At 56.4% G+C, this 23,919-nt stretch carries 24 protein-coding genes, 2 tRNA genes, 1 other RNA gene and 1 pseudogene; 23 read left to right on the top strand and 5 right to left on the bottom strand.

Annotated elements, in window-relative coordinates; all coding sequences use genetic code 11:
• Positions 1 to 88 precede the first annotated feature (88 nt).
• The 4 genes from DFW101_RS13880 to DFW101_RS13895 form a co-directional block, all read right to left on the bottom strand.
• Entirely contained in the window at positions 89 to 670 is a 582-nt protein-coding gene (locus DFW101_RS13880; protein WP_009182154.1) for an NYN domain-containing protein, read from the bottom strand.
• Between the two features lie 261 nt (positions 671 to 931).
• A complete protein-coding gene (locus DFW101_RS13885; RefSeq protein ID WP_009182155.1) occupies positions 932 to 1,555 on the bottom strand; it encodes a class I SAM-dependent methyltransferase in 624 nt (207 codons plus the stop codon).
• Between the two features lie 342 nt (positions 1,556 to 1,897).
• Positions 1,898 to 2,221 carry an RNA recognition motif domain-containing protein gene (locus tag DFW101_RS13890; RefSeq protein WP_009182156.1) on the bottom strand — a complete coding sequence of 108 codons (324 nt, stop codon included), beginning with the start codon at positions 2,219 to 2,221 and terminating at the stop codon, positions 1,898 to 1,900.
• A gap of 315 nt (positions 2,222 to 2,536) precedes the next feature.
• Entirely contained in the window at positions 2,537 to 3,490 is a 954-nt protein-coding gene (locus tag DFW101_RS13895; RefSeq protein WP_009182157.1) for a membrane protein, read from the bottom strand.
• 131 nt (positions 3,491 to 3,621) lie between these two features.
• Between DFW101_RS13895 and DFW101_RS13900 the strand changes: the two genes are divergently transcribed.
• The 14 genes and pseudogenes from DFW101_RS13900 to trbJ all read left to right on the top strand — a co-directional run bounded on the left by DFW101_RS13900 (position 3,622) and on the right by trbJ (position 13,137).
• A tRNA-Lys gene (locus DFW101_RS13900) sits at positions 3,622 to 3,697 on the top strand.
• Between the two features lie 11 nt (positions 3,698 to 3,708).
• Positions 3,709 to 3,784 (top strand) — tRNA-Glu (locus tag DFW101_RS13905).
• Positions 3,785 to 4,090: 306 nt separating this feature from the next.
• Positions 4,091 to 5,005: a Rha family transcriptional regulator gene (locus DFW101_RS18670; RefSeq protein WP_009182158.1), complete on the top strand. Its 915-nt coding sequence runs from the start codon at positions 4,091 to 4,093 to the stop codon at positions 5,003 to 5,005.
• 11 nt (positions 5,006 to 5,016) lie between these two features.
• A pseudogene (locus DFW101_RS20295) lies at positions 5,017 to 5,226 on the top strand (helix-turn-helix domain-containing protein); the annotation flags it as partial.
• 188 nt (positions 5,227 to 5,414) lie between these two features.
• Positions 5,415 to 5,481, top strand: an RNA gene (locus DFW101_RS19120) — hammerhead ribozyme type II.
• Positions 5,482 to 5,685: 204 nt separating this feature from the next.
• The gene (locus tag DFW101_RS19125; RefSeq protein ID WP_009182159.1) at positions 5,686 to 6,801 is read left to right on the top strand and encodes a helix-turn-helix domain-containing protein; all 1,116 of its coding nucleotides are present in this window, start codon (positions 5,686 to 5,688) and stop codon (positions 6,799 to 6,801) included.
• Positions 6,728 to 7,144, top strand: a complete 417-nt coding sequence (locus DFW101_RS19535; protein ID WP_157137644.1) for a hypothetical protein — start codon at positions 6,728 to 6,730, stop codon at positions 7,142 to 7,144. The genes DFW101_RS19125 and DFW101_RS19535 overlap by 74 nt, the downstream gene beginning before the upstream one ends.
• Positions 7,145 to 7,885, top strand: coding sequence for a nucleotide-binding protein (locus DFW101_RS13925; protein WP_009182160.1), 741 nt, complete (start codon positions 7,145 to 7,147; stop codon positions 7,883 to 7,885).
• The gene (locus DFW101_RS13930) at positions 7,885 to 8,310 is read left to right on the top strand and encodes a hypothetical protein (protein ID WP_009182161.1); all 426 of its coding nucleotides are present in this window, start codon (positions 7,885 to 7,887) and stop codon (positions 8,308 to 8,310) included. The genes DFW101_RS13925 and DFW101_RS13930 overlap by 1 nt, the downstream gene beginning before the upstream one ends.
• Positions 8,307 to 9,299 carry a P-type conjugative transfer ATPase TrbB gene (gene trbB, locus DFW101_RS13935; protein ID WP_009182162.1) on the top strand — a complete coding sequence of 331 codons (993 nt, stop codon included), beginning with the start codon at positions 8,307 to 8,309 and terminating at the stop codon, positions 9,297 to 9,299. The genes DFW101_RS13930 and trbB overlap by 4 nt, the downstream gene beginning before the upstream one ends.
• An 11-nt stretch (positions 9,300 to 9,310) precedes the next feature.
• Positions 9,311 to 9,625, top strand: a complete 315-nt coding sequence (locus DFW101_RS13940) for a TrbC/VirB2 family type IV secretion system protein (protein ID WP_009182163.1) — start codon at positions 9,311 to 9,313, stop codon at positions 9,623 to 9,625.
• Positions 9,626 to 9,635: 10 nt separating this feature from the next.
• Positions 9,636 to 9,914: a conjugal transfer protein TrbD gene (trbD, locus tag DFW101_RS13945; RefSeq protein WP_009182164.1), complete on the top strand. Its 279-nt coding sequence runs from the start codon at positions 9,636 to 9,638 to the stop codon at positions 9,912 to 9,914.
• Positions 9,914 to 12,334 carry a TraG/VirB4 family ATPase gene (locus DFW101_RS13950; RefSeq protein WP_009182165.1) on the top strand — a complete coding sequence of 807 codons (2,421 nt, stop codon included), beginning with the start codon at positions 9,914 to 9,916 and terminating at the stop codon, positions 12,332 to 12,334. The genes trbD and DFW101_RS13950 overlap by 1 nt, the downstream gene beginning before the upstream one ends.
• The gene (gene trbJ, locus DFW101_RS13955; protein WP_009182166.1) at positions 12,331 to 13,137 is read left to right on the top strand and encodes a P-type conjugative transfer protein TrbJ; all 807 of its coding nucleotides are present in this window, start codon (positions 12,331 to 12,333) and stop codon (positions 13,135 to 13,137) included. The genes DFW101_RS13950 and trbJ overlap by 4 nt, the downstream gene beginning before the upstream one ends.
• On the opposite strand, the gene DFW101_RS19540 is transcribed toward trbJ, so the two are convergent.
• A complete protein-coding gene (locus DFW101_RS19540) occupies positions 13,134 to 13,364 on the bottom strand; it encodes a hypothetical protein (protein ID WP_157137645.1) in 231 nt (76 codons plus the stop codon). The genes trbJ and DFW101_RS19540 overlap by 4 nt on opposite strands.
• Between DFW101_RS19540 and trbL the strand changes: the two genes are divergently transcribed.
• The 9 genes from trbL to DFW101_RS13990 all read left to right on the top strand — a co-directional run bounded on the left by trbL (position 13,345) and on the right by DFW101_RS13990 (position 23,918).
• Positions 13,345 to 14,520, top strand: a complete 1,176-nt coding sequence (gene trbL, locus DFW101_RS19130; protein WP_009182167.1) for a P-type conjugative transfer protein TrbL — start codon at positions 13,345 to 13,347, stop codon at positions 14,518 to 14,520. The two genes, DFW101_RS19540 and trbL, sit on opposite strands and share 20 nt — an antisense overlap.
• Positions 14,521 to 14,633: 113 nt before the next feature.
• Complete coding sequence (locus DFW101_RS13960) at positions 14,634 to 15,359, top strand: VirB8 family type IV secretion system protein (protein ID WP_009182168.1); 726 nt, start codon at positions 14,634 to 14,636, stop codon at positions 15,357 to 15,359.
• 10 nt (positions 15,360 to 15,369) lie between these two features.
• Positions 15,370 to 16,314 carry a P-type conjugative transfer protein TrbG gene (trbG, locus tag DFW101_RS13965; protein WP_009182169.1) on the top strand — a complete coding sequence of 315 codons (945 nt, stop codon included), beginning with the start codon at positions 15,370 to 15,372 and terminating at the stop codon, positions 16,312 to 16,314.
• A 71-nt stretch (positions 16,315 to 16,385) separates the two neighbouring features.
• On the top strand, positions 16,386 to 17,744 hold the full coding sequence (locus DFW101_RS19135; RefSeq protein ID WP_198285074.1) for a TcpQ domain-containing protein: 1,359 nt from the start codon (positions 16,386 to 16,388) through the stop codon (positions 17,742 to 17,744).
• A 37-nt stretch (positions 17,745 to 17,781) separates the two neighbouring features.
• The gene (locus tag DFW101_RS13970) at positions 17,782 to 19,395 is read left to right on the top strand and encodes a type IVB pilus formation outer membrane protein, R64 PilN family (RefSeq protein WP_009182171.1); all 1,614 of its coding nucleotides are present in this window, start codon (positions 17,782 to 17,784) and stop codon (positions 19,393 to 19,395) included.
• Positions 19,396 to 19,397: 2 nt separating this feature from the next.
• Complete coding sequence (pilO2, locus tag DFW101_RS13975; RefSeq protein ID WP_009182172.1) at positions 19,398 to 20,657, top strand: type 4b pilus protein PilO2; 1,260 nt, start codon at positions 19,398 to 19,400, stop codon at positions 20,655 to 20,657.
• Between the two features lie 289 nt (positions 20,658 to 20,946).
• Entirely contained in the window at positions 20,947 to 21,306 is a 360-nt protein-coding gene (pilP, locus tag DFW101_RS13980; protein ID WP_157137646.1) for a type IV pilus biogenesis protein PilP, read from the top strand.
• Positions 21,307 to 21,315: 9 nt separating this feature from the next.
• Positions 21,316 to 22,851: an ATPase, T2SS/T4P/T4SS family gene (locus tag DFW101_RS13985; protein WP_009182174.1), complete on the top strand. Its 1,536-nt coding sequence runs from the start codon at positions 21,316 to 21,318 to the stop codon at positions 22,849 to 22,851.
• Positions 22,851 to 23,918, top strand: coding sequence for a type II secretion system F family protein (locus DFW101_RS13990; protein WP_009182175.1), 1,068 nt, complete (start codon positions 22,851 to 22,853; stop codon positions 23,916 to 23,918). The genes DFW101_RS13985 and DFW101_RS13990 overlap by 1 nt, the downstream gene beginning before the upstream one ends.
• Position 23,919 lies beyond the last annotated feature (1 nt).

The following is a 23,919-nucleotide window of genomic DNA, read 5'->3' on the forward strand; positions in this document are numbered from 1 at the left end:
GCTTACGGCCGGACCGTTTCCGGGATCCCAAAGGGCGACAGCCCTTTGGCCGCCGGAGGCTTTCCCCCCGTCCTTTCCCGCATCCGCGCTACCGGGCCACGTCCTGGGCGAACTCGTCGATCCAGTAGATCCGGTCGGCCCGGCATTGCAGGTCCGTGGACACGCCGTTTTTGAAGACCAAAAGCTCGAAGCGCTTGTTTTTCTCGGTGATGTACTCGATGGCGTCGAGCAGGTCGCTGTCGCCGGACGACAGGATCAGGGTGTCGTAGTTCTCGATGTGGGTCAGCGCCAGGGTGGCCAGGCCCACGTCCACGCCCTTTTGCTGCTCGCGGCTCAGCCGGTGGGCCCGGTCGTTGGGGCAGGAGACCGGGACCTTGCGGCGGTCCTGTTCGCAGTAGAGGTCGGTGATCTCGCTCGAGCGCAGTTCGTAGAGCTTGGTGATGATTTTCGGGCCGAGGGGCGGGGCGCTGCGCATCCAGTTGTAGAAGGCCACCTGGGAGTCCGGGGTGGGGTGGGGCACGGAATTGAGGTAATAGGCCCGCCAGAGCGGCTCTTCACTTTCCAGTCTGTTTCGCAGCTTCACATAATCGATGCTGTACTCCCGGCTGTAAATGGATTGTCCCCGATACATGTAGCCCGCGTCTATCAACCAGAGTCTGCGATTGAGCATGCGTCTTTCCTGTGTTTTTTCAGTTGTCCGTCCGAGGTCTCTTTCTTATTGAAAGGCGTACCGCACGTGTTTCCTACCCCAGTATACCGGAAACGGGCGGCGCTGGAAGGAGAAGATGCAAGGATGGATTTATCTAAATAAATAAGACAGTTAATTCGAAAGTGAAAAGAAGGCCGGCCCGAGGGCGGGAGGTGGGCCGGCGCTGGCCGCGACGAGGGAGGAGGGGGGCACAGGCCCAAGCGGGTCTCCCGCTTCCCGGCCTCAGGGTTTGCGGATTTCCACCCACACGCCGTAGGGATCGCGACGGACCGTGGCGCCCCGGACGCCGGCCTCGTCGAGGACCCGGGGCAGATAGCCGTCGTCCTTCCAGGCGTTGCGTTCGTCTTTGGGGCCGTCGCCGGACCACGTGGGGCGCATGGCCCGGACCTCCTCGATGGGCTGGTAGCGGCTGAAGCCACAGCCGACCAGGGCCGCCCCGCCCGGGGCGAGGACCCGGTAAAGCGCGGCAAAGGCCGCCGTGTGGTCCGGCCAGAACGGGATCGAGCCCCGGCTGATGAGCAGGTCCACGGAGCCGTCCTCCAGTGGGATGTCGGTCACGTCGGCGGTGAGAAATCGGAACCGGTCCGGCGGCAGGGCGTGGCGGGCGACATTTTCCCGGGCCATGGCCAGCACTTCGGGCTGGGCGTCGAGGCCGACCAGGTTCAAGTCGGTGATCTTGGCCAGTTCGATGAGGACTGCGGCGCTGCCGGTGCCGACATCGAGGCACAGGCCCTGCGTGATGCCGAAATCGTCCACGATCTGTCGGGCCAGAAGCGGGTACATGGCCGCGAAACGGTGGTTGGCGTCGTAGCGGTAGAAATCCGGGTCTGCGAGGGGCTGGGGCATGGCGGTTCCTTGCACGGGGTGTCGGGGCCGAAACCCGCCGGGCTGGCGGCGCGGCGACCGGGTATGCCGACAGCATACCGCCGCCCCGGCGCCTGGCGCAAGGTGACTCTGCTTTTCTTTTCTGCAGCGGTCGCAGGGGGATAATGGAGGAGCGCGGACAAAAAACCGACACGCGTCTCCGGAAAACCGGTACGCTGCCGGGAAGGAGGAAAAAAGGCCGGGACAAACGTCCCGGCCTTTGACACTCAAGCTTACGGCTACGGTCCTATCGCGGATGCCCTGGGGTGCGCCTGCCCGTGGGCATGCGAGGACCGGGGCCAGTGGCCGTCGCCGGTAGAGGTTCTACCAGCGGCCGCCGCCGCCGCCGTAACCACCGCCGCCGCCGCCACGACGGCCACCGCCGCCGCCGCCGCCGGAGCGGGGCTTGTCCTGGGCCTCGTTGACCTTCAGGGTACGGCCGCCGAGTTCCTTGCCGTCCAGAGCCTGGATGGCGGCGTTGGCGCCTTCGTCATCCATCTCAACGAAGCCGAAGCCGCGCAGACGGCCGGTTTCCCGGTCGGTGATGAGGTTGACGCTGATCACTTCGCCGTAAGGGGCGAAATGGTCACGGACATCGTCTTCCGAAGAGGAGAAGGACAGGTTACCAACGTAAAGTTTCTTCGACATGTACTGTAGCTCCGGTCTTTGGCATGGTCTGTTTTCGGCGTTTGGAGGTCAACTTCCTCAAAGTCCAAGAATCGAAAGAAGTCATGCGCGTTGATGATAATGGCCTATTTTACACGGACCGAAGACAAACACAACAAATATATGGCCCGCGGCACAGGTTTTTTTTTCATAAATTTGAGGCGGTAAGAAGGCGATCGGTCGCCGGTCCGCCCGCATCCCGGGCTTTGGCCCGGCCCGGCCCGGGAGGGCCTGGCCCAGGCGTCCCCGTTTGGCCCGGCCGGACGCCGTTTCGACCCCCGCGCCGGCCCGTCCGCCTCAGCCGAGGACCGCGTAGCCCACGGTGACCAGGAGGATGCTCGCCGCCCGGAAGGCCTGGTTGTGGAGGATCAGCCGCGCGGCCGTGCGGGGTTTGAAGATGCCGGCGTAATACGGGAACTGGTGCCGGAAGGCCCGCATGGGCGTGGACAGGATGTTGCCGACGAGAAGCGCCAGGACCACCTGCCGGGTCGTCAGGTCGCCGGCCCCGAGCATGGCCCCGGCCGCGGCCAGGCCGGCCGTGGATTCGGCCACCACCTGGAACATGACGATGCTGATCGCCTGGGGCGTGAGAAAGGACAGGAAGCCGAGGTGGGCCGACAACCATTTTTCCACGGCGTCGAAAAAACCGAACACCGTTATATAGTGGATACCGATATAGATGGGGACCGTAAACAGCACCATGGACCGGATGCGGCGGGTGAACCGGTGCCAACCCTTGCGCAGGGCCTTGCCCCAGGAAAAGTCGTTGTCCTTTAAATGGCAGACCACGCAGCCGTCCGGGAGCGGCGGCAGGACGGCCCGGCCGTAGACCAGGATGGCGACGCTGCGCAGGAGGGCCGCAAAGAGGGTCAGCCCGACGTAGAGGCCGGCCGGGCGCGGTCCGAGAAAGGGGACGGTCACGAAAAACATCTGGGGCAGGTGCAGGAAATAGGTGGGCAGGCTGTTAAAAAGGTTGGCCAGCACCAGTTCCCTGTCGGACAGCCGGCCCGCGCCGTAGGCTTCGGCCAGAAGCGAGTTGGCGGCCATGCCCGAGAAAAAGGCCATGGAAAAGCTGGCGCCGACCACGTCTTGCAGATGCCCCAGGCGGATGACGGGCGCGGCCAGCCGGGCCAGGAAGCGGGTCCAGTTGAGGGCCTCGATCAGGTTGGCCACAAGGAGGCCAAACGCCAGGGAAACGAGCAGCCGGCCAAGCGGCCACAGCAGGGTGTGCCAAGTGTGGGTCAGGTCCATGCAGGCGGAGGTATAGTCGGCGGGGGTGGCTTTGGGAAGCGCGTCCGGGCCCGGGTGGATGTTTTTTTCGTTTGCCGAAGAAATATCCTTGACAGGCGAACGCCAGGCGCATAATGAATTTCTTCCCGTGTGGGCCGTTAACTCAGTCGGTAGAGTATCTGCCTTTTAAGCAGAGAGTCGCTGGTTCGAGCCCAGCACGGCCCACCAGCAAAGCGTCCGTCCCCATCGTCTAGTGGCCTAGGACGGCGGCCTCTCACGCCGCTAACAGGGGTTCAAATCCCCTTGGGGACGCCAAGACTTCAATGGCGGCAAGGGCCTGCAAAGGCAGGGTCTTGCCGCTTTTCTTTGTTTCCTACTCTGTCGCTATACTTCCGTCCTTCCTAAAGCCCGTGGGCGTGCTGCCGCAGCACCCCACGGGCTTTTCCTTTTCCGATTGCTTCCGCCCCTCCTCCCTGCCCTCTCTCCCTGCAAAGGCCGCTCCGCGTTTACGTGGCGGCCTTCCGAGGGCCGTCCCGCGCCGTGACCCCGTGCCTCAGTCGTCTGGGGATCTCGGCCCGTTCCAGCCCGGGGGCGGAGCCATGCCCAGAGAGGTTGCGCCATATGAATGAATTGCAGGGCAAAGCCTCCCGAGGCAAGGGCGATTTGGTGCCGGAGGTCTTCCTTTTGGATGGGGCTCCGGTGGTGACCAGCCTCAAAGTCGGCCAGCACTTTCGGAAAAAACACCTCCATGTCCTGGAAGCCATTCGCCGTTTGATGGCGAGTCTCCCGTCCGAGTTCAACGAATCGAATTTTCGATCCGTTGAATACCTCGACGCCAAGGGAGAAAGGCGTCCCGCCTACCACCTTTCCCGCGATGGATTCACGCTGCTCGTTATGGGCTTTACCGGCAAGAAGGCCCTGGCCTGGAAGGTCCGGTACATCCAGGCCTTCAACGCTATGGAAAAGAAGCTCCAGGACCTGAACAGCCCGCCACGCCCCGAACTGGGAACTACCGCAGGGGAAAAAGAAAGGCCACGTCCGGAGCTGGGTACCACCCCAGAGGAAAAAGGGAGGCCACGTTTCCAGTTCGAAGCGCCCATGTCTATGGATCTGGAAAAGATGGAAGGTATTCGAGGATGGCTTGATTATTGGTGCTACATCGATGATTTGGACATTGAAGAGGCTATCCAGCAATTATGTATTGTGCTCCAAGTCCAAAATTTAAATGATTTGCAAGAAAGCGATACGACTTGCGCGTATAATTTTATATGGTGGTCACTCTTTAAGATTAAAAGTAAAAATGGAATTGAGTTGACTGAAAAAGAAAAAGAGGCTTTCTGTGGGTTGATAAAGTTTTGGGAAAAGTGTGTTGGCGAAGACTATGACAATATAATATATTTTATTTGCACAAAGTGCAGTATTGTGTCGATTGAAGACATAAAACAGCACTCCCTGCAAAAAGCATTCAATGCTGTTTTGCTTGGTATCTTTCGTCATGTGTTCTGCAACGAGAAAGAGAAGGTCTACAGCATTTGATGGAGGTCGTCATGTTGCAAATTAGGGAAGGATTGGTAGTTCCCGGCTTTGTCCTGGGCCAGCCTGATCTCAATCCCGGGGCAAAGCTGGTGTTTTCGATCCTGTGTCATGTCGCGGAGGAGGCCGGCCAAGATCATTGTTCCCCGAACCAAAAGAGTCTGGCCGCATGGATCGGACAAAGCCGTCGCTCGGTCCAAAACCATCTGTCCGAATTGGCCAAGGCGGGTTTTATCCAGGTTTCCCCTGGGGAACAAACGAAGGCTGCGACCTATCGAATCCTCATGTGGCCGGTAGGGCAGCCCCAGCAACGGCAGGAATTCCGTCTCCCTCGGCGGCAATCTCGGGGGGATGAAACGTCTTGGCACCGCGAGGCGGGCTTTGAAGCAATGGGCATGATCTGGATTCGGAAAAGCGAAACCGCTGCCCGGGAGCGGTCGGCCGGGCGTGGTGGTCCGGCCCTGATGAGCCAGCCGCTCTTCAACTTTGTCCACGGAGAATTGCCGTTGGCGTAAACCAGTAGGCCGAAAAAGGCGAAACCCGCTGCGTCAACAGCGGGTTTCAAAGGCAGATGAACTTTTCAGAAAAAGACTGAGAAGTTCATACCCAACTCAGAGAATGGTGTCAAGTGTTGGGGGGCTTATTTATTGCCTTTTCCCGGTCGTCCATAAGGCGATGAAATCATGAACTTTTCTGGAAAAGACTTACAGCAACGGGGTCTGATTGTGCCGGATTGCGTGCAACATAGAAGCCTACATCTGGGAGAGCGGTATACGTTCGCCCTTCTCGTGCAGCTGTGCGGGGAGGGGGATCGTTGCTGGCCTTCCCAGCGCTACCTTTCCACCCGGCTCGGCGTCAGTGTCCGGTCTGTGCAGAACTACCTGAATCATCTTGAGAAATTTGGATTTATCGCCAAAATTCAAGAGAGGGATGGGGAGACCAACACCTATCGCCTTCTTCCACATCCACTCGTCCAAACAGAGCTTTCGCGCCGTCGGGTCCTCCCTGTCGCCTCTGAAAAAGCTTCCGAGGGTACCCGCGAAAAACCTGCGCTCGTAATTAAGAAAGAAGAGAAGAATACCCCCCTACCCCCCAGCGTGGGGGAAGTCGCTGCCCCTCTGTCGCAATCGCCGCGATCCTGGAAAGCCGAAGCCCTCGCTGCCTTTGATCGCCTGTGGGCGGCGTGGCCCATCCGAGAGGCGCGCATTGCCGCGCTTCGTTGGTGGATGCGTCTGTGGCGCTTGGGTGTGCTGCCGCCTCTCGAAACGATTCTGCGCCTTATCCAGGAGAACCAGGCCCGCAATCCCCGTTGGCTTCGGGGCTTCGTGCCTTTCCTGGTTACATGGCTCAAAGAACGGCGCTGGGAAGACGCCGTTTCGCCTACTCCTGCGCTGACAGCTGCCCCAGCCGCCTCGTCGGCCGCGGCCATTCCAGAACGTGAACCAAGGCCAAGTCCCTCGATTCAGGGTGAAGACCAAAATCCAAAGCCTCTTGGACTCCAAGGGGAAAAACCCGAGGCGGCCCGGACCGTTCGCCGCATTCCCGAAGGGGCTTGGCGGCAACTCAATGCAGCCCTGGCGATTTGGCCGGGATCGCTGACCGATGCCGAGCTGTCACGGGTCAGGGGGCTCTGGATGTATCTGCATTCCCGAGGCTGGTTGCCCGCCCAGGAGGTCCTTTTGCAAGCCGCAAAAGCGGCAACTCAAAACTTCAGCAGGTGGTTACATGCCTACCAATTCAAAGAAATGCGATTCAGCTCCGCGCAAATATGTGAGGCGGAAGGGTGTTGCGCGTATTGATGTAACGGCAAACAGAGAGTTGATAGAAAAATGGCTTGATGAAAAATACAGTGCGGAAGCTATATTTAAAACGCTCATCGAGAAAGGAATTATTGAAGAGCGTTATACATATAGAACATTTTTGCGTGCGCTGTATTCTCTTGTCGCTAAAGCAAAACGCAGCGAATACAGGCCATCAACCACGAGAGCGGCTCCGCTGACTCCGAGACAACAAGAGTTCTTGGCGAAGAAAAGCTCTTCAAAAAATGAAGAGGAAATTCAAAGAAGTCCTGTCATACAATCTAAATGTGAAACAAAAAGTTTTACCATACCGAAAAACAATATAACCGGGGATGATGAATAAATGGCAACTATTCACTTTGTGTTGCAAGGGAAGGGCGGTGTCGGGAAATCCTTCATCGCATCTCTTCTCGTCCAATACTATAAATTAAAAGAATTTATAGTTCATGCCATTGATACTGATCCTGTAAACAATACCCTTGCAGGATACAAAGAATTTGATGTCAGCGTTTTGCCGATTATGAAAGATACGAACATTGATGCCAGGATGTTTGATAGCCTGATGGAAACAGCCTTGGGCCTGCCGGATGACGCCCATCTGGTGATCGACAACGGGGCCTCCAGCTTCATTCCGCTTTGTTCCTACTTGCTGGAAAATGACGCTATAAATCTTCTTCAGGCCGAGGGACATACCGTCGTGCTGCATTCGATCGTGACAGGTGGCCAGGGCATCCAGGACACGGTCAACGGCCTGGCTGCCCTGGCCAATCATTTCCCGCAGGCCAACCTGGTTGTCTGGCTCAATCCCAAGGACGGCGAAATCGCACTCGATGGCCTGAGATTCTACGATTTCAAGGTCTACGAGGACCATGGCAGCCAATTCCACGCCGTCATCGAGCTGCCTAACCGCAACAGCACCACCTTCGGGAAAGACCTCTCCGACCATTTGGCCCGCCGTCAGTCTTTCGAGGCTGCCATCCACTCCTCCCAGCCGGTCATGGTTCGTCGGCGGCTGGCCAAATACTGGGATGATGTCGTGACCATCATGGACACGGCAAATCTCCTGCTGGGGAGGGGTGCCTGATGGCTCCCGAAGCACAGGTTCCGGACAAGGCTGATTCAGGTCTGGAAATGCCGGATGGCATCGGCCTCAGCATTGAGCAGGTGCGAACCCTGCTGATCCAGAAACATAAGACCACCATGAGCGATGACGACCCCATGCTCATGCTGGTGACCATCAACAATGCTTTTTTGGGTGACTACGACAAGCTGCTTGGCCGTCATAACAAGGCATTGACCGCTTATTTTGAAAGTCAGGCTCAAAAGCTCTTGGAGGCAGCCCGTCAGGCTTCGGAAGTCGCCTCTGGCGTCGAGATCGTCCAGGAGGCCTGCCAGAAACACGCCAATGCACTGCACGTTTCCCAAAGCAACCAGAAGTGGTTGTCGGCCATTGTGGTTGTCTCGGCCCTGCTCAATGTCGCGGTTTTCGTCTTGGGGAGCCTGCGATGAGCGATCCCCGGTTGACGCGCAACCTGGAGCAGGCCCTGGGCCAAACGGTCATGACGGCCTTGTCCGATCCCATGACGCTGGAAATCATGGCCAACCCGTGCGGCTCCTTATGGGTGGAGCGGTTTGGCGAACCCATGCGCGAAGTGGACCGAATTGCTCCTGAGCAGGCCCGGCGCGTCGTTTCGCTGGTGGCGTCCGCTCTTGGCACCACCATCACGCGGGAGCAACCCGTGGTCGAAGGGGAACTTCCTCTTGATGGCAGCCGCTTCGAGGGGACGGATTACCCCATCGTCCCAGGCCCATCGTTCACGATCCGCAAAAAGCCCAGCACGATTTTTACGCTCGAATCCTATGCCGAGGCAGGGATCCTGGAGCCGCATCTGCTGGCCTGCCTCCAGGAAGCGATACTGCGCAAGTGCAATATCTTGGTGGCCGGAGGAACTGGATCCGGCAAGACGACTTTTGTCAACGCGATGATCGATAGCCTGTGCCGGCTCTGCCCCCATGATCGCATCATCTGCATGGAAGATACCAATGAGCTCCAGGTGGCCAGTCCCAACCGGGTGCTCTTCCGCACGTCGGAGACCATGGACATGCAGCGTCTCACGAAGATCTGCATGCGCTACCGGCCAGACCGGATCATCGTCGGTGAGGTGCGCGACGGCGCGGCGCTCGATCTCCTCAAGGCCTGGAATACCGGCCACCCCGGAGGTCTCGCCACGCTTCACGCGGATAGCGCCGTCGATGCCCTTGGTCGCCTGGAAGACCTCATTGCTGAGCGTCTTACCTCCCCAATGCACCGTTTGATCAGCCGAGCCATTAACGTCGTCATCTTTATTCAAAAAACATCAAAAGGCCGCAGGATAACAGAAGTAACCTATGTCTATGATTATGACTGGCAACGGAGGGAATATAATCTGGAATATATCTTAGAAAATAAGGCAAGGGCGAATGATGAACATTGGTTTAAACAATATATAGCTCAATAGGGGTAATTATCATGCGCAAGAATAATGTTTTCGCCTTGGCGGCTGTGTTTGGTGGTTTATTCCTTTGTTCGGATGCCTTTGCCTCTGGAGGCATCAGTGATTTTTCGGCTCCACTTGAAAAGGTCATGAACACGATCACAGGTGATGCCGGCAAATATATTTCGATCCTCTTCATGGGTGCGAGCGGCATCTACTACATTATGCATAAGGAAGATATTTCCGGGGGGTTCAAGCTGCTCCTCTCGATCGTATTTGGGATTTCCTTCATCGCTTTCGCCTCCAACATCGTGACCACAATTTTTACGTTTTCCGGCGCAACGATCTAAGAGGCTCAACATGAGGACGACTCCCATCCATCAAGCTTTGCATCGGCCCAACCATGTCATGGGTGCCGAGCGCGAAGTTGCCCTGTCCATCTGCCTCCTGGCCTTTCTCGTCGGCGTCGGAGGCATGACCTGGTTCTCCGGCATGACCGCGATTTTGCTCTATTTGACCGGGTTGATGTTCGCACGACGGATGGCCAAGCATGACCCGCTGATGTCCAAGGTCTGGATGCGGCATATCAAGCAACAGGTTTACTATGCGCCAAAGTCCAGTCTTTGGAGGAAAAATTGATGCTCAATTTGAAGCGTTTTCGTTCCAGAGACAAGGGATTGGCAGATTTACTGAACTATGCCGCGCTGATTGCTCCTGGGATCGTCCTTTGTAAGGACGGAGCATTGCTCGGTGGATTTAGCATGAATGGTCGGGATATGGCTTCCAGTACCCCCGAAGAATTGGAATTCGTTTCGGAACAATTCAATCTGGCGGTAAAATTACTGGGTTCCGGGTGGATGCTGCATGTGGATGCTGTCCGCAGCCGCTACGATGCGTATTCCCGGCCCGATGAGAGTCATTTCCCTGACCCGGTCTCGAAACTTATCGACGAGGAGCGCCGTGAATTTTTCAGCGGTGGAATCTGCTACCGCACGAAGACCGTCCTGATCCTGAGCTATAAGCCGGACGTGGGAGCTGATAAAATGGCGGCTCGGGCTCAGACCGGCGGCGGCAGCTCCCTGACTCTGGAACGCAGCCTGGAGCAGTTCGAGACTGCCCTGGCGGAGTTTGAGGATGCCTTGGCCGGCATTTTGCGCCTCACTCGGCTGGGGGACACGGTCGAGGAAGATGAGTTCGGGAACCTGATCCGCTTCAGCGAACTGCTCTCGCATCTGCAACTGTGCCTGACCGGAATCGAGCAGCCCGTTCGGGTGCCCGGCCGGCCCATGTATCTTGATGCCCTCCTCGGCAGCGAAGAGCTGATTGGGGGCCTGACTCCCCGAATCGGAAACCAGCGGATTGCCGTCCTGTCGCTCGATGGCCTTCCCCAGGAGAGCTGGCCGGCCATGCTCTCGGTGCTCGATGGCCTCCAGCTCCCCTATCGTTTCTCCTCCCGTTTCATCTGCTTGGATCAACTGGACGCGGCAAAGGAAATCAATTCCTACCGAAAGGGCTGGCAGCAAAACGTTTTCAAATTCGTTGATAAATTCTTCTCTTTGCCGAACGCCCGTCCCAATCGCGATGCAGCCCGGATGGTTGAGGATGCCGAAGAGTCTCTTGTCGAGGTTCAAGGCGGGTATGTCGGGGCTGGATTCCTGACGTCCTGCATTATCCTGCTGCATGACGATCCGATCGTGCTTGCGGAGTGGACCAGAGAACTGCGCCGCACACTCCTGACGATGGGTTTCGGGTGCCGGATCGAGACGATCAATGCTCTGGACGCCTGGCTCGGCACCCATCCCGGCAACGGCTTCGCAAACCTGCGACGGCCGATGGTCAATACGCTGAATCTGGCTGATCTGCTTCCGCTTTCCACCATCTGGTCGGGCGACCAGACTTGCCCTTGTCCGTTTTACCCTGCGTCATCGCCGGCCCTCATGGTTTGCACCACAGACGGATCGACTCCGTTTTGGCTTAATCTGCATGTCCACGACATCGGCCATACCCTGATCTTCGGCCCCACGGGCTCGGGAAAATCCACACTGCTTGCCCTGATTGCCGCGCAATTTCGCCGTTATGACCAAGCCCAGGTTTTTGCCTTCGACAAGGGCATGAGCCTGTTCCCCTTGTGCGCGGCCGTCGGGGGGACCCACCACGAGATCGGCAGGAGTGAGGAGTTGGCCTTTGCCCCTCTCCAGCATGTGGATGACGCCAGCGAACAGGCCTGGGCCGAGGAGTGGATCGCCACCCTTCTGGAGCTCCAAGGTGTCCTGGTTACCCCTCGTGCCCGCAATGACATTCATGCGGCCATGACCCTGCTGCGCGAGAGCCCGGCCCACATGCGCAGTCTCAGTGATTTCTCAAGCTTGGTTCAGGATCAGCGCATCAAGGAAGGGCTCCAGCATTACACCCGGGCTGGCGCCATGGGGTTTCTCCTCGACGCAGAGACCGATCAGTTGGGCCTCTCCCCCTTCATGGTCTTCGAGATCGAGGACCTCATGAACATGGGCGAGAAGAATCTGATCCCGGTGTTGCTCTACCTGTTCCACCGCATTGAGCGAGCCCTCAAGGGGCAACCGGCCATCATCGTAGTTGATGAATCCTGGGTGGCATTTGGTCATGCCGTCTTTCGCGCCAAGCTGCGCGAGCTCCTGAAGGTCCTTCGTAAGGCCAACTGCGCCGTCATAATGGCTACGCAAAGTCTTTCCGACGCCAAGGGCTCCGGAATCCTCGACGTCCTGGTGGAATCATGCCCGACGAAGATTTTCTTGCCAAACATCACGGCACGTCAGGAGGTGCAGGCCAATCTCTATACCGAGATGGGCCTCAATGGCCGACAAATTGAAATTATCGCCTCGGCAGTGGCCAAACGCGACTATTATGTTGTGACACCAAATGGAAGCCGCCTCATTCAATTGGCACTCGGAAAGAAGGCGATGCGTTTTGTGGGAGCGAGTGACAAGGAGAGCCTGAATAATATTAAAGTGTTGCAAGAGCAATTGGGAGATAAATGGCCTGACGCATGGCTCAACCGTCAACAATGGGGGAAGGCATCATGAAAAGTATTACTTTAGGATTTGTCTTGGTCATTTCCTTTTTGAGTATCCGTGATGGGCATTCGCAAGTCGTTTATTGCACCAATTGCAGCGACATTTTTACGCAATCGTTGGAGCATGTGACGAGTATTGAACAGCTCTCGCAGCTTTATACGCAGGTTTCTGAGGCATTGAAGCAGACTGAACAGCAAATTCAGCTCGTGCAGCAGGGTATCGAACAGTATGAAAATATGGTCAAAAATACCGTCAATTTACCGGATAGTATCCGTAATAAAATTCAAGGGACATTTAGTAAGTTGACTTCTTTGACGCAGCAATTGGATTTGCAAAGGGGAGATGCTTCCGCGTTGAGTCAAATATTTAAAAGCAGCTACTCTAGTACGGATAGTATCCGCGATTTAGCGAAATCGACAAAGGATAACATGGCTGCTGCCTCAAGTACGTTTGATGAAATGCGAAAGAAATGGTCCGACGAGGTGGACAGGTCGCATCAGGCTGCTTTTCAGGAATCAGGCATGCAAATCAACGACATCGAACAAAAGGCCGCGGAACTGGATAGCCAGCTCAACGACCTTTTGATGACGCCAGACGGGCAGATGAAAGCGTTGGAGGCCGGGAACCAAATTGCTGCGCTGCAACTCCAGGAGAGTCAAAAGCTTCGATCGTTATTAGCTGTTTCTGTTCAGGCTAGCGTCCAGAAGGGAATGAAGGACGAAAAGAATGAGCAGATAAAACAAGATGCGTGGAAGGATTCTTTGACAACAGATAAATTGAAAGAAGCTACCTCGCGTAGTGATCCATTTTAGAATGGGTCTGGATGAGATTGTGCATTTTTCAGTTTGTTTGTGCTGTAAATTTCTTTGCGAAGATTTTTTTGCGCCTCTGCTTCAGCAGATTCACGTTTTAACTTTTCAACCTCGAGCTGTGTTTTTTTTATTTCAAGTTTATTTTGATCGGATTGGCACCCCTGAATTGTTACACAAATGATTAAAGCAAAAAAGGAAATTGATACAATGGAAATCAAACGATTCATGGTTGTGGTACTCCTTATTCTCGTGGTCTTATTAATTACCATGAGCTCTGTGAGTTCTGCTCAGTCTGGAGTTTCAACAGATGTGGTAAGCAAAGTGGTAAATATTTTTTATGAAAAGTCCAGCTCCTGGAGCAGTGCTCTAGAAAAATATGCATTAAATCTTTTTGGAATATGTACAACTATAACAATAGCTATGTTTGGTGTCAAGGCTGTGGTTCATCGAAATAATCTGAATGAAGTATTGGGTCAATTCATAATGACTATTTTATTTTGTAGTTTAATTTTAGCGGTAATTCATAATTATAAAGAGTGGTCCTGGAATCTAATTAATGGGTTGAAAGATATAGCAAGTGGATTGGGGCCAGCCAGTGCGAATGCAGATAAACCCTTGGTGACGGGTTATAACTTGGCGAAAACCATTATAGATAAAATTGCGTTGTTTAGCAATCCAATTGACACACTTGGTTATATTATATCGGCACTTATTGTAATTATAACGTTTGCCTTAATGACGGCGCAAGTCGTTTTGATAAAATGCGAAGCCTCCTTGGTGATGAACGCTAGTATGATTTTATTGGGTCTTGGTGGGCTGGTTTATTTTAAAGAGTATGCAATAAATGTAATGCGTTATGTTTTGTCTGTCGCATTTAAATTGTTTGTCATGCAATTAGTCATGGGGCTTGGGTTGGAATTTATTGAAGATATGTCATTGGCGGATGCTAAGCTTGAAGATATTATAATAGTTATTGGAGTTTCAATAGTTCTTTTTGCTCTTGTGAAGAGCCTCCCTGATGCAATCGCAGGAATAATTAATGGATCAAATGTTAGTAGTGGTTCGGCATTAAGTCAAGCCGCCGCAGCGGTTGCCGGCGGGGCGGTCGGCGCGGCAGCGACGGCTTTAGGCGTCAGCGTCGGAGGGAGCATGGCGGTGAAAAAATCTGCCCAAACCGCGCAAGCGTCTGGAGCCTCCGGCGTCGGCGGCAAAGCGATGCAGTTCGGGAAGGCACTTCTGGGTTCACATCAAGAGGCTCGGCATGAAGCCGGCAAAGTGGGGCATTTTGGTCGAATGTCCGCCAATGCTGGTAAGCGGCTTCAGGAAATGAAGATGCGTAATATGGCGAATGACTCAAATAAAGAAGGAGATGGAAATGCGTAAAAGAAGTCGCAGGCGTAATAGATGCGATACTAAGAAATTATAACAAGAAAATTCAACCCTCAAACACTATTTCGAAAGTTAAATCTCAAATCGAATGAGGAGAAAATATCAAAATGCCCGGCAAATCAAAACCCAAAGCAGAGTTCGTAGGAAAAGCCATCCTTCCTGCGGAGAAATGTTCCTACGTCTCCGGCCGCGAGGAATGGCTTGAACGCTATGGCAGCTATATCCAACGGGCTCGCCAGTGGCGGCTGGTGGCGTTTGGGTGCCTCGCCATCACGGGGATCTCGATCGCAGGGAACGTGATCCAGGCCGGGCAGCAGAAAATCGTCCCCTATGTCGTCGAGGTGGACAAACTGGGCCGGATCGCGGCTGTGGCCCAGGCCTCGGAAGCATCGGCCACGCCGACCCGGGTGATCCAGGCTACGCTGGCGGATTTTGTGGTCAACTGGCGCACCGTCACTGCTGATCTGGATTTGGAAAAGCGACTGCTGGAGCGACTTTCCTACTACGTCACCGGAGCGGCAAAGGGTCAGATGCGCCAGTGGTACGAGATCAACAATCCCTATGACAGGGCCAAAACCAGTCTGGTCCAGGTCTACGTCAAGAGCCTCCCTTCCCCGGTCAGCGTCGATTCCTGGCGGGTGGAATGGGATGAAGTCACCCGCAATCACAGCGGTGTCCAGATTTCCAGCGAATCCTACCAAGCAACCCTCACGATCCAGATGCAGCCGCCAACCACGGACGCCCAGGTCATCCGAAACCCTGGGGGCATCTACGTTGTGGCGATGTCCAGCTCCACGATCATGGAGCCCACCACCTCTACCTCCCGCAAATAGGATGCCGCAGATGAACAGGATGCTCCTTACTGTGTCTGGCTTGCTTACCCTCCTGGCCTTCCTCGTCAGCCCAGGCTGGGCCGACGACAAGGGCAAGGGTTGGGTCCCTGAAGATTATAAGATGGATGCGATGGGAAGCGAGGCGAAACCGGGAAAGCCCCTTGCGCCGCTCTCCCCTATGGCGGTTTTTGGTCCCAATTCCAATGCTCCGCTCACGGCCCGGGATCGCCAAGCCGTGCAGCTGGCCAGGGACTGGGAGAATACCGGTCCGGCTCCTATCCAGGCCAATGGCAAGGTGATGTTCGTGTTTGGGGCTTTGACCCCCACGATCATTGGTGCGCCGCTTCAGATTTGCGACGTGGAATTGCAGCCAGGCGAATCCGTCAATGAGGTGGTTGTCGGGGATTCGGCACGCTGGATGCTGGAGGTGGCCAAGTCCGGCACCACTACGCATATCCTCATTAAACCCGTGGACGCAGGACTTTCCACGAGCGCCGTCATTACCACCGACCGCCGGGCCTACCACCTCAGTCTCAAAAGCCAGCGCACGGATCACACTCCCCATATTGCATTTCTCTACCCTGGAGATGGTGCCGCTCGTCTGCGTGAGAAGGAGGCCAAGGACGCCAAGGAAAAGGAGTTCAAAACGGCCGATGTCGATGGCCAGCCGACGGACTTGAGCAAGCTGAACTTCGGGTACGAAATAAATGGCGATGCTCCGTGGAAGCCTCTGCAAGTCTTCGACGATGGCCGCCAGATGTTCATCAAGCTTCCACCCGCAGTGCAATCCGGTGACGCTCCAGTGGTTCTTGTCCGCAACGGCGGCCAGGACACCCTGGCCAACTTCCGGATGAAGAACCTGACCCTGCTCGTGGACGGGGTGTTTCCCGAGGCGAAGCTGATCTCCGGCGTGGGCAGCAAGCAGCAACGTATCACCATCCGTAAAGCGCAGTGAGGCTGGCGATGCGAAGCACTTTTCCTCTTCTTGTTGTCCTGACCCTCCTGGTGCTTCCAGGGTGCGCCGCCATGCGCGGATCTCGCACCGATACCGGCGGCATGACGGCCTATGACGGCGTGAGCGCCGATTACCCCGGTGATGCCCAGACACTGGCCGCTTCAGTTGCCGAGGAGATGGCCCACCGTTATCCGCCGGCCCGGACAACCCTGGCTCTGGTCAAAACGGATTCCTCTTTCGGCCAGGACCTCGAATCCGCCCTGAGGGAGCGGGGCTTCCCCGTAGCCGCTCCGGACGCTTCGGGAATGCGTGTCGCGTACACCCTGGACGTCATCCATGATGAGACTCCCCCGACCTGTTATGTGCGGGTCCGGACGTCGGATGGCGTTGCGTTTGGGACGTTACGCGCTTTGACCGGTGAAACCCGGCGGACCAAGGGAGATGCTCCCGCCGAAGGCGTGCCTTCGGTAGCGGCTTTGGCTCCGGAGCCCCGTCCACTCAACGATGCGCTTCCCGTAGTCGTGTCAGCTCCCCGGCCGGCACCGGTGATGCCGGCCAAGCTGGAGCGCAGGGCCGGATCTGCTCGGGACGAGCGTGCCGACGTGCCGGTACGCGTGAAGAGCACGGCGGCCAAGATCGCCAAACGTAACAAGGTGCCCGTGGGGGAGTTCTGCCGCCTCAACGACGTGGCTCCGGACACGGTCATTCCCGCCGGGCGGCGGGTGCTTCTCCATGAGCCCCATGAGCCTGCGGTTGCACTTACGCCACTGCCCGAGCCGGCCCGGGCCGGCTCTCCTTCCGAAGTTCGCCAGCCCAAATTCTCGCCGATCCGGACCTTGGCAGCGGCGGACGCGCCGCCGACGATTCAGCCGGCGGTTGCGGTCAGGCCGGTGGAAACTCCTCCCGCCCCTGTAAAGGCTCCCGATCCTGCTCCGGCGGTTTCTTCTCCTCCTGCCGGGCCTTCCCCTGTCTCCAAATTGCTTTCGGAAAATGCGGCTCCAGCCAAATCCGCCTCCAATCCGCCTGCGCCAGTTCCGGCAGCCCCGGCAACTGCGACGCCGGTTCAGCCCGTGAGCGCTCCTGTCGTGTCCGCTCCGACTCCTCCTGTCGTTTCTTCCAAGCCGGTGGAACATTCGACCGCGCCTGCGGGAGAAACGGGTCAGACGCCGCCACCCATTGCACCCGTCGCGCCGGAGTGGGCCATCGACCGGGGAAGTCTCCATTCGCAGCTCGAAACGTGGGCCACCCGGGCTCAATATCAACTGATCTGGAAGGCCACGCATGATTTTGATCTGGAGGCCCGGGCCAGCTTTGGGGCGGACTTCGTGTTGGCGATTCAAAAGCTTTTCTCCGCGTTGCAGCACAGCGGGCACGCCCTGCGGGTAACCGTCTACCAGGGAAATAACGTTTTGGAAGTCGCAGATAATTAAACGCTTAGCTTTTGAAAGAAGAGGGAAGGAGAGAGATATGATACGCGGTTTTGGAATAATATTAGCGATGCTTATTGTCGCAGGCTGTACGCCAAAGGCAAGAATAAATCCGGAAATTGAAGCGCAAGGTGACAGTTTTCGGGAACAATCCCGGTCTAAATCGGTTCAGGTTGTGGATGAGCCCTATATGGGCGCTCGAATCATACCGTTGCAGCCGACCAATCCTGTTTTGGATAAGCACGTGATGCTGCGCCGAAAAGGGTCTTTGCTCAACATTGCGGCAGTCATCAGCGAGTTGACGGCCTTATCGGTCCAGGTCGCTCCAGATAGTGACGAAAATTCCAAAAAATCCCCATCCGAGCCGCATTCCCACGCACTTCCGGACGCGGCCGGTGCCGGACAGGGCGGCTCCGGGGTCAACCTGGAACTGGAGGCCTTGCTCCAAAAGAGCGGAGGCGGTGGCCACGGATTGGAGTCCCTCACGACGGGACTCGGTGATGGGAAAACGCTTTCCATATCTTATGAAGGAAAACTGCGAGGTTTACTTGATACAGTAGCCATGCAGTCTGGATATGGTTGGGATTATGACCAAAAAACGAACATCATCACCTTTGCGAAAATGGTGGTCCGGACATTTACGATCGCGGGCGCGCCGGGAACCATTAGCTATCGCAATCAGTTGACGAACAAATCCAAAGAAAATTCCTCGTCCGGCGTCAGCAGCTCCAATGTCAATCAAACAGTTCAGCGAGAAGACACGAGCGCCCAGAATGCGCAGCTCAATAGCACGTCGCTTAATTATGATATCTGGGCAGACACTGAAAGAAACATCAAGGCATTGCTGACGCCCAAAGGGGTGGTGGTCAGCAATCAGTCGGCCGGCTCCATGACGGTGCGCGACACTCCGGACAGTGTGCGCCGGGTGGCGACCTATGTTGAGGATCTGAACGTTCGCCTGTCGCGGCAGGTGGCCCTCAACGTCCAGGTCTGGTCGCTTAACGTCACGGATAACGCCGAGGCAGGGATCAATCTCCAGGCCCTTTTTCAGGACTCGAACCTCACCGTAGCCGCCGGAAGTTTGAGTGAGGTCGGGGCCATCAACACCGCCACGGCGACGATCCTTTCCGGGAAGCTGAAGGACAGCGCCGGGGTCCTCAAAGCTCTCGGGCAGTGGGGCAAGGCGAGCCAAGTCACGTCCGCCGGCGGCCTTGTGATGAGCGGCCAGCCGGTGCCGGTCATGGCCGTGCAGCGGCATGCCTACCTGGCTGGCGTCGGCAAATCGACCACGGATTACAGCCAGACCACGGAAGTGACCCCAGGGGAGGTGACCACGGGATTTGCCATGACGGTCATTCCCCACATCCTTGATCAGCGCCGGGTAATACTCCAGTACAACTTGAACCTTTCGTCGCTCGACGAAATGAAAGAGTTCACGACTTCGGACGTGACGATCGAACTCCCGCAAGTTTCCACCCAGGCATTTTCCCAAAGATCGACGATGAAGTTGGGGCAGACATTAGTCCTCTGCGGTTTTGAAAAGGAGTCGAATAGCAATAAAAAGACGTTAGGCTTCATTAATGCCTCTCGTGCTTCGGATTATGGTCGCACCCTGCTGGTCATCACCATACGATTAGAATCGGCCGACGTGTAGCCATGCGCCGTGTAATCATTGAACAGCGACCATGGGCCGTGGGGCTCCAGTGGGTGACGGGCACCGCCAAACCGACCATTGCGGAATTGCGCCAGGATGCTTCCAAGATCGATCCGACGCTCGACATGGTGGCCTACCGCCAACGGCAACATGGATTTGCCGCCAGCGGTGGGGCCGTTCGTTCTTGGTTGGGAGTCCGCGCCCTGGCGGCAGCCGTCCGCGTGACGTCCCCCTCCTTTCTTGGACTCTTTTGCCTGGAGGATCAGCAGGAGGGCACCTTCTGGTGGGTCTATGCCGTTTCCCAGGCTTTGATCGTCGGCATGGGCGACCAGGTCTTCGCGGCCCGGGCCGAGGCCGAGGAATGGATTCAGTCTCTCAAGGGCCTCCTCGTGACGGACTTCGAGGAGATCGTGGTGTGCGAGACGGTGGAGGATAGCCTGCGCTGGCTCACTCCTCTCATCAGCACCGGGCCCTTTGGCCGTATCCGCAGCCGGACAGGTTCCTTGCAGCCTTTGCGGCCCGTCCCGGGCCAGCGAGGCAGATTGATCGTCATGGGGAGCATCGCAGGAACGCTTCTTTTCGGGGGGTATGGCCTCAAGCTCTTCCTGGCCCACCGCGCCGGCCAGCAAGCCATGGAAGCGGCCCGGGTCGCCATGATCAATAAAGAGCAGCGCAAAAAGGAGCTGCAAGCACACCCGGAACGGTACTTTCCTCAACCGTGGGTGAAAGCGCCCGAAGTGGGGGATCTCGTACCGCGTGGTATTTCCGCTCTGCTTGAGCTTCCTACCGCCGCCTCAGGGTGGACGCTGGATCGGGCCGCCTATGACGGAAAGGCCGTGGTGGCCACCTGGGGGCATAAATCGGGCGCGGATTATGTCCACCTCCCCTTTGCCGCTCACCTTGAAACGCCGCAAAAGGCCGTTTCACGCCTGCCGCTTGCCGGTCCTTTCAACCCGCGTCTCGCCAGACCTCTCCTGTCCCGGGAGCAGTGCACACGGATGCTCTATGACGGCACCCAGGTCCTGGGGGCGCGGCTGCGGCTGAGCTACAGTGTTCCGGAAAAAAAACGTGTGGAGAATGTGGAAGTCACGGCTCCGTGGGCTCGTGGTCAATGGGAACTCAGTGAGATCCCATCCGCCATGATGCTCGATGGGGGCCTTCCGGAAATTTTCACGCGGATACCAGGGCTGATTCTGGAGACCCTCGCTTTGGAGAAAACCATCTGGGTCATCAAAGGAAGCGTTTATGTCACAGCCAACTAGCCAACACAGCCAAAAGAAAAGAGTGCTCTGGGTTCTTGGATGCGCAGCGGCGACACTGGTGCTGGTCCTGGCCGGCGGATGGGCCATCTGGGGCTGGCAAGACCCTCCGAAAGCGCCTGCGTCGAAACTTCCGGCGAAAGCCAAGGAGGTCTCATCCTTACCCTCCCAAGCTCCAGGGGGACCAGCGCCGAAGGTGGCCGAGATGCCGGAGATCCACGCCGCGACGGCGACGGTGCCTGATCTTACGTCTCAGGTCCCTCAGGTCCCTGTGGCTGGGAACCTGGGGAAAATGACAGAACTCCGGGCCACCCTCGATGAGGTAAAGCTCCGGGTGGCCATCGAGCAGGAAAGGGAGAAATTGGCTCCCAAACTCCCGGTCGCCGTGCCCCAAGCGAAGACCCCGCAAACACCCATCATGCTTCCTCCGGAGCCACCCAAAGCTCCGGCGACACCGAAAAAAGAGACTCCAGTCGTTGTGTCCATGCAGGGCATGGACGGACGGACCAGCGCCACGATTCGTGGCAGCTCCGGACGATTGCAGACGGTACGGCCTGGCGACCCATTTGAAGGCGGCGTGGTCAATACCATCACCCGCGAGGGCGTCTTGGTGCGTCGCGGCAACACTTCGACCACCTTAACGTTTGAGTAGGTTACCATCATGGAATCATTTAGCTTTCTTGATGTTGTTCCGGAAACCCTCCGAGGTCGCGTGGCTCTGGTCGGCGGTGTCCTCCATATGTCGGCTGAACTTATGGGAAACCTTGAGATGGTTTCCTTTGTCGGGGGACTGCAACGTCGGGGGATACGCGAATACGCGTGGCACAAGCCGGATGAATTCGACGCCAAATATCGTGATCAGGCCTCGATTACGGGCCAAGGTGAGAATGCCGTTCAGCAATATGCCATTGATCTTTTGCTTTATGCGTTTGAAGCCGGTGCATCGGATATTCATTTGATGGATTTCGGTTGCTATACCATGATTCGATTTCGCTGTCTGGGCATGCTGTCTGACTATACGCAACTCAATGCGGACCTGGGAAAGCGGCTCGTTGCCTGCATTTATCAAAAGCTCTCCCAATCGGCGGATGCTTGTTTCTCCCCGACTGAGCGCCAGGATGGCCGCATTGCCAAGCGGGAGTACCTGCCGTCGAGCGTTCACTCGGTGCGTGTTCATTCGGAACCGATCGAGTGTTCGCAGGCGGAGGGAGGCGTGGGAACTTCCATGTCCCTGCGGCTTTTGTATGATGCCACCTCGGCCAAAGGGTCCTTGCAGGAGCGCATGACAGCCTTGGGTTTTACGAAAGATCAATGTGATACGGCACAATTTTTAACTCGTCGGACAGGCCTTTCCATTATTTCCGGTCCCACCGGCCATGGGAAATCGACTTTCCTCAAGCACGTCATGGAATCCATGACGCAGCGAAATCCCGAAAAAGCCTATTTCAGCATCGAAGATCCACCGGAATATCCTTTGATGGGTGTCCGGCAGGTGATGATCAGTTCCAATGACCGGGAACATCGGGCTGAGGCCTACTGCGATGCGATTGCCGGAGCAATGCGTTCCGATCCGGATGTCCTGATGATCGGTGAAATCCGTTATGAAGAGGCTGCCGTGGCAGCCATCGACGCGGCGCTCACGGGCCATTCGGTTTGGGCAACGATCCATGCAAATAACGCCATGGGAATCATTGCCCGTTTGGTCAGTATCCTGGCGACGCATTATCAAAATCCCCTGGAGCAGTTGTGTGATCACAATGTCTTGGCCGGACTGGAATACCAGCGACTCCTGCCGATGCTTTGCCCGAACTGTAAGATCCGACTCTTCGATATTCCGGTTGGTGAACGGGAACGCTACCTTCCGGAAGATGTCGCCATTCGTCTGAGTCGGGCGCTTGATGATCGTGAAAGCGTCTTTGTCCGAGGTGCTGGCTGCGAAAGATGCCGGAAGCGCGGTCTGATCGGTCAGACGGTCGCAGCCGAGATCATTGCCACCGATCAGGAAATGCTCGGCTACTTGCGAGAGGGCAACTTTCCCCGCGCCCAGGAGTATTGGCTCCAGAAAAAAGGCGGCCACAGCTACATCGATCATGCCATCGATCTCATTCAAAGTGGTCTGGTTGATCCCTACATCGCCGAGGAACGTCTCGGAGTGCCCCTCAATTTCAACCAGGTCTTCGTGGCCGGGGGGCGTTGATGCGCAGGTATTATGGGGAACTCCTGGCCCGCTTGGCCTTTAGCGGTTCAGTCCGCCAGCGTGTGTGGAAAAAACTGGCGGCCCAGACGCGGCACGGAATGAGTCTGGATCAAAGCCTTCGGCAGATGCGATCGCGGGCCCTGTCACGACGATCTCCCCTGTCTTTCGTCTATACCCGGGTCCTCGAATATCTTGGCCTCGGCCATAGCCTGGGCGCGAGCCTGACGGAATTTGCGTCGTCGGAAGAGGTGATGCTCATTTCAAGTGGCCAGCGCTCAGGCCGGTTGGCCGAAGGCCTTGAGCTGGCCGCGGATCTCCTGGCTGCCCGTCAAAAAATCATCAAGGCGGTGGTCGGCTCCCTGGCCTATCCTGTCTTTCTCTTTGGCATGTGCATCGTCTTATTGCTGGTCGTCTCCATCATGGTGATGCCCAAATTCGCCATGCTGTCCGATCCTCGCAAGTGGCAAGGCGCACCAGCGCTCTTTTATAAAATGACTTCCTTTGTGGCTTCCGTATCAGGAACCATCACGCTCGTGGTTCTTTTTTGTCTATTTTTGGCGTCAATCTTTACGTTACCTTATTGGACGGGAAAGTTTCGACTGTATGTTGAAAAAATACCTCCTTGGTCAATTTATCGAATCACCGTGGGCTCTGTGTGGCTCTATACATTATCGACTCTTATGCGCTCAGGTATTCAACTCTCTCATATCCTGGAGAGCATGATAAACTCGGATACAATTACACCATATCTGAGAGAGCGAATTGAAGCCATTTCGTTGGAAAACGGAACCGGAAAAAATCTTGGTGAGGCAATGTACGATTGCGGATTGGACTTTCCGGACCAGGAACTGATCGATGATCTCCGGGTCTATGCTCTTCTCCCCGGTTTCTATCGTCAAATGCATCAACTGGCTCAAGGGTGGATGTATGATGGCGTCGATCTTGTCCAAAGGCAATCGCGGGTCATGAATCTGATGGGGATTGTCTTGATTACTGGAGTTGTCTCGGTTTTGGCGGTTGCTATCGGTTCTTTGCAATCACAACTCTTACCGACTGGAGCGTATTGAC

The sequence above is a fragment of the Solidesulfovibrio carbinoliphilus subsp. oakridgensis genome (assembly GCF_000177215.2).
In the GTDB taxonomy this organism is placed as follows: domain Bacteria; phylum Desulfobacterota; class Desulfovibrionia; order Desulfovibrionales; family Desulfovibrionaceae; genus Solidesulfovibrio; species Solidesulfovibrio carbinoliphilus.

What these genes read in the sequence shown, in the direction of transcription:
- DFW101_RS13880 (WP_009182154.1), bottom strand. Translation starts at nt 670, where the DNA reads ATGCTCAATCGCAGACTCTGGTTGATAGACGCGGGCTACATGTATCGG.
- DFW101_RS13885 (WP_009182155.1), bottom strand. Translation starts at nt 1,555, where the DNA reads ATGCCCCAGCCCCTCGCAGACCCGGATTTCTACCGCTACGACGCCAAC.
- DFW101_RS13890 (WP_009182156.1), bottom strand. Translation starts at nt 2,221, where the DNA reads ATGTCGAAGAAACTTTACGTTGGTAACCTGTCCTTCTCCTCTTCGGAA.
- DFW101_RS13895 (WP_009182157.1), bottom strand. Translation starts at nt 3,490, where the DNA reads ATGGACCTGACCCACACTTGGCACACCCTGCTGTGGCCGCTTGGCCGG.
- DFW101_RS18670 (WP_009182158.1), top strand. Translation starts at nt 4,091, where the DNA reads ATGAATGAATTGCAGGGCAAAGCCTCCCGAGGCAAGGGCGATTTGGTG.
- DFW101_RS19125 (WP_009182159.1), top strand. Translation starts at nt 5,686, where the DNA reads ATGAACTTTTCTGGAAAAGACTTACAGCAACGGGGTCTGATTGTGCCG.
- DFW101_RS19535 (WP_157137644.1), top strand. Translation starts at nt 6,728, where the DNA reads ATGCCTACCAATTCAAAGAAATGCGATTCAGCTCCGCGCAAATATGTG.
- DFW101_RS13925 (WP_009182160.1), top strand. Translation starts at nt 7,145, where the DNA reads ATGGCAACTATTCACTTTGTGTTGCAAGGGAAGGGCGGTGTCGGGAAA.
- DFW101_RS13930 (WP_009182161.1), top strand. Translation starts at nt 7,885, where the DNA reads ATGGCTCCCGAAGCACAGGTTCCGGACAAGGCTGATTCAGGTCTGGAA.
- trbB (WP_009182162.1), top strand. Translation starts at nt 8,307, where the DNA reads ATGAGCGATCCCCGGTTGACGCGCAACCTGGAGCAGGCCCTGGGCCAA.
- DFW101_RS13940 (WP_009182163.1), top strand. Translation starts at nt 9,311, where the DNA reads ATGCGCAAGAATAATGTTTTCGCCTTGGCGGCTGTGTTTGGTGGTTTA.
- trbD (WP_009182164.1), top strand. Translation starts at nt 9,636, where the DNA reads ATGAGGACGACTCCCATCCATCAAGCTTTGCATCGGCCCAACCATGTC.
- DFW101_RS13950 (WP_009182165.1), top strand. Translation starts at nt 9,914, where the DNA reads ATGCTCAATTTGAAGCGTTTTCGTTCCAGAGACAAGGGATTGGCAGAT.
- trbJ (WP_009182166.1), top strand. Translation starts at nt 12,331, where the DNA reads ATGAAAAGTATTACTTTAGGATTTGTCTTGGTCATTTCCTTTTTGAGT.
- trbL (WP_009182167.1), top strand. Translation starts at nt 13,345, where the DNA reads ATGGAAATCAAACGATTCATGGTTGTGGTACTCCTTATTCTCGTGGTC.
- DFW101_RS19540 (WP_157137645.1), bottom strand. Translation starts at nt 13,364, where the DNA reads ATGAATCGTTTGATTTCCATTGTATCAATTTCCTTTTTTGCTTTAATC.
- DFW101_RS13960 (WP_009182168.1), top strand. Translation starts at nt 14,634, where the DNA reads ATGCCCGGCAAATCAAAACCCAAAGCAGAGTTCGTAGGAAAAGCCATC.
- trbG (WP_009182169.1), top strand. Translation starts at nt 15,370, where the DNA reads ATGAACAGGATGCTCCTTACTGTGTCTGGCTTGCTTACCCTCCTGGCC.
- DFW101_RS19135 (WP_198285074.1), top strand. Translation starts at nt 16,386, where the DNA reads ATGCGCGGATCTCGCACCGATACCGGCGGCATGACGGCCTATGACGGC.
- DFW101_RS13970 (WP_009182171.1), top strand. Translation starts at nt 17,782, where the DNA reads ATGATACGCGGTTTTGGAATAATATTAGCGATGCTTATTGTCGCAGGC.
- pilO2 (WP_009182172.1), top strand. Translation starts at nt 19,398, where the DNA reads ATGCGCCGTGTAATCATTGAACAGCGACCATGGGCCGTGGGGCTCCAG.
- pilP (WP_157137646.1), top strand. Translation starts at nt 20,947, where the DNA reads ATGACAGAACTCCGGGCCACCCTCGATGAGGTAAAGCTCCGGGTGGCC.
- DFW101_RS13985 (WP_009182174.1), top strand. Translation starts at nt 21,316, where the DNA reads ATGGAATCATTTAGCTTTCTTGATGTTGTTCCGGAAACCCTCCGAGGT.
- DFW101_RS13990 (WP_009182175.1), top strand. Translation starts at nt 22,851, where the DNA reads ATGCGCAGGTATTATGGGGAACTCCTGGCCCGCTTGGCCTTTAGCGGT.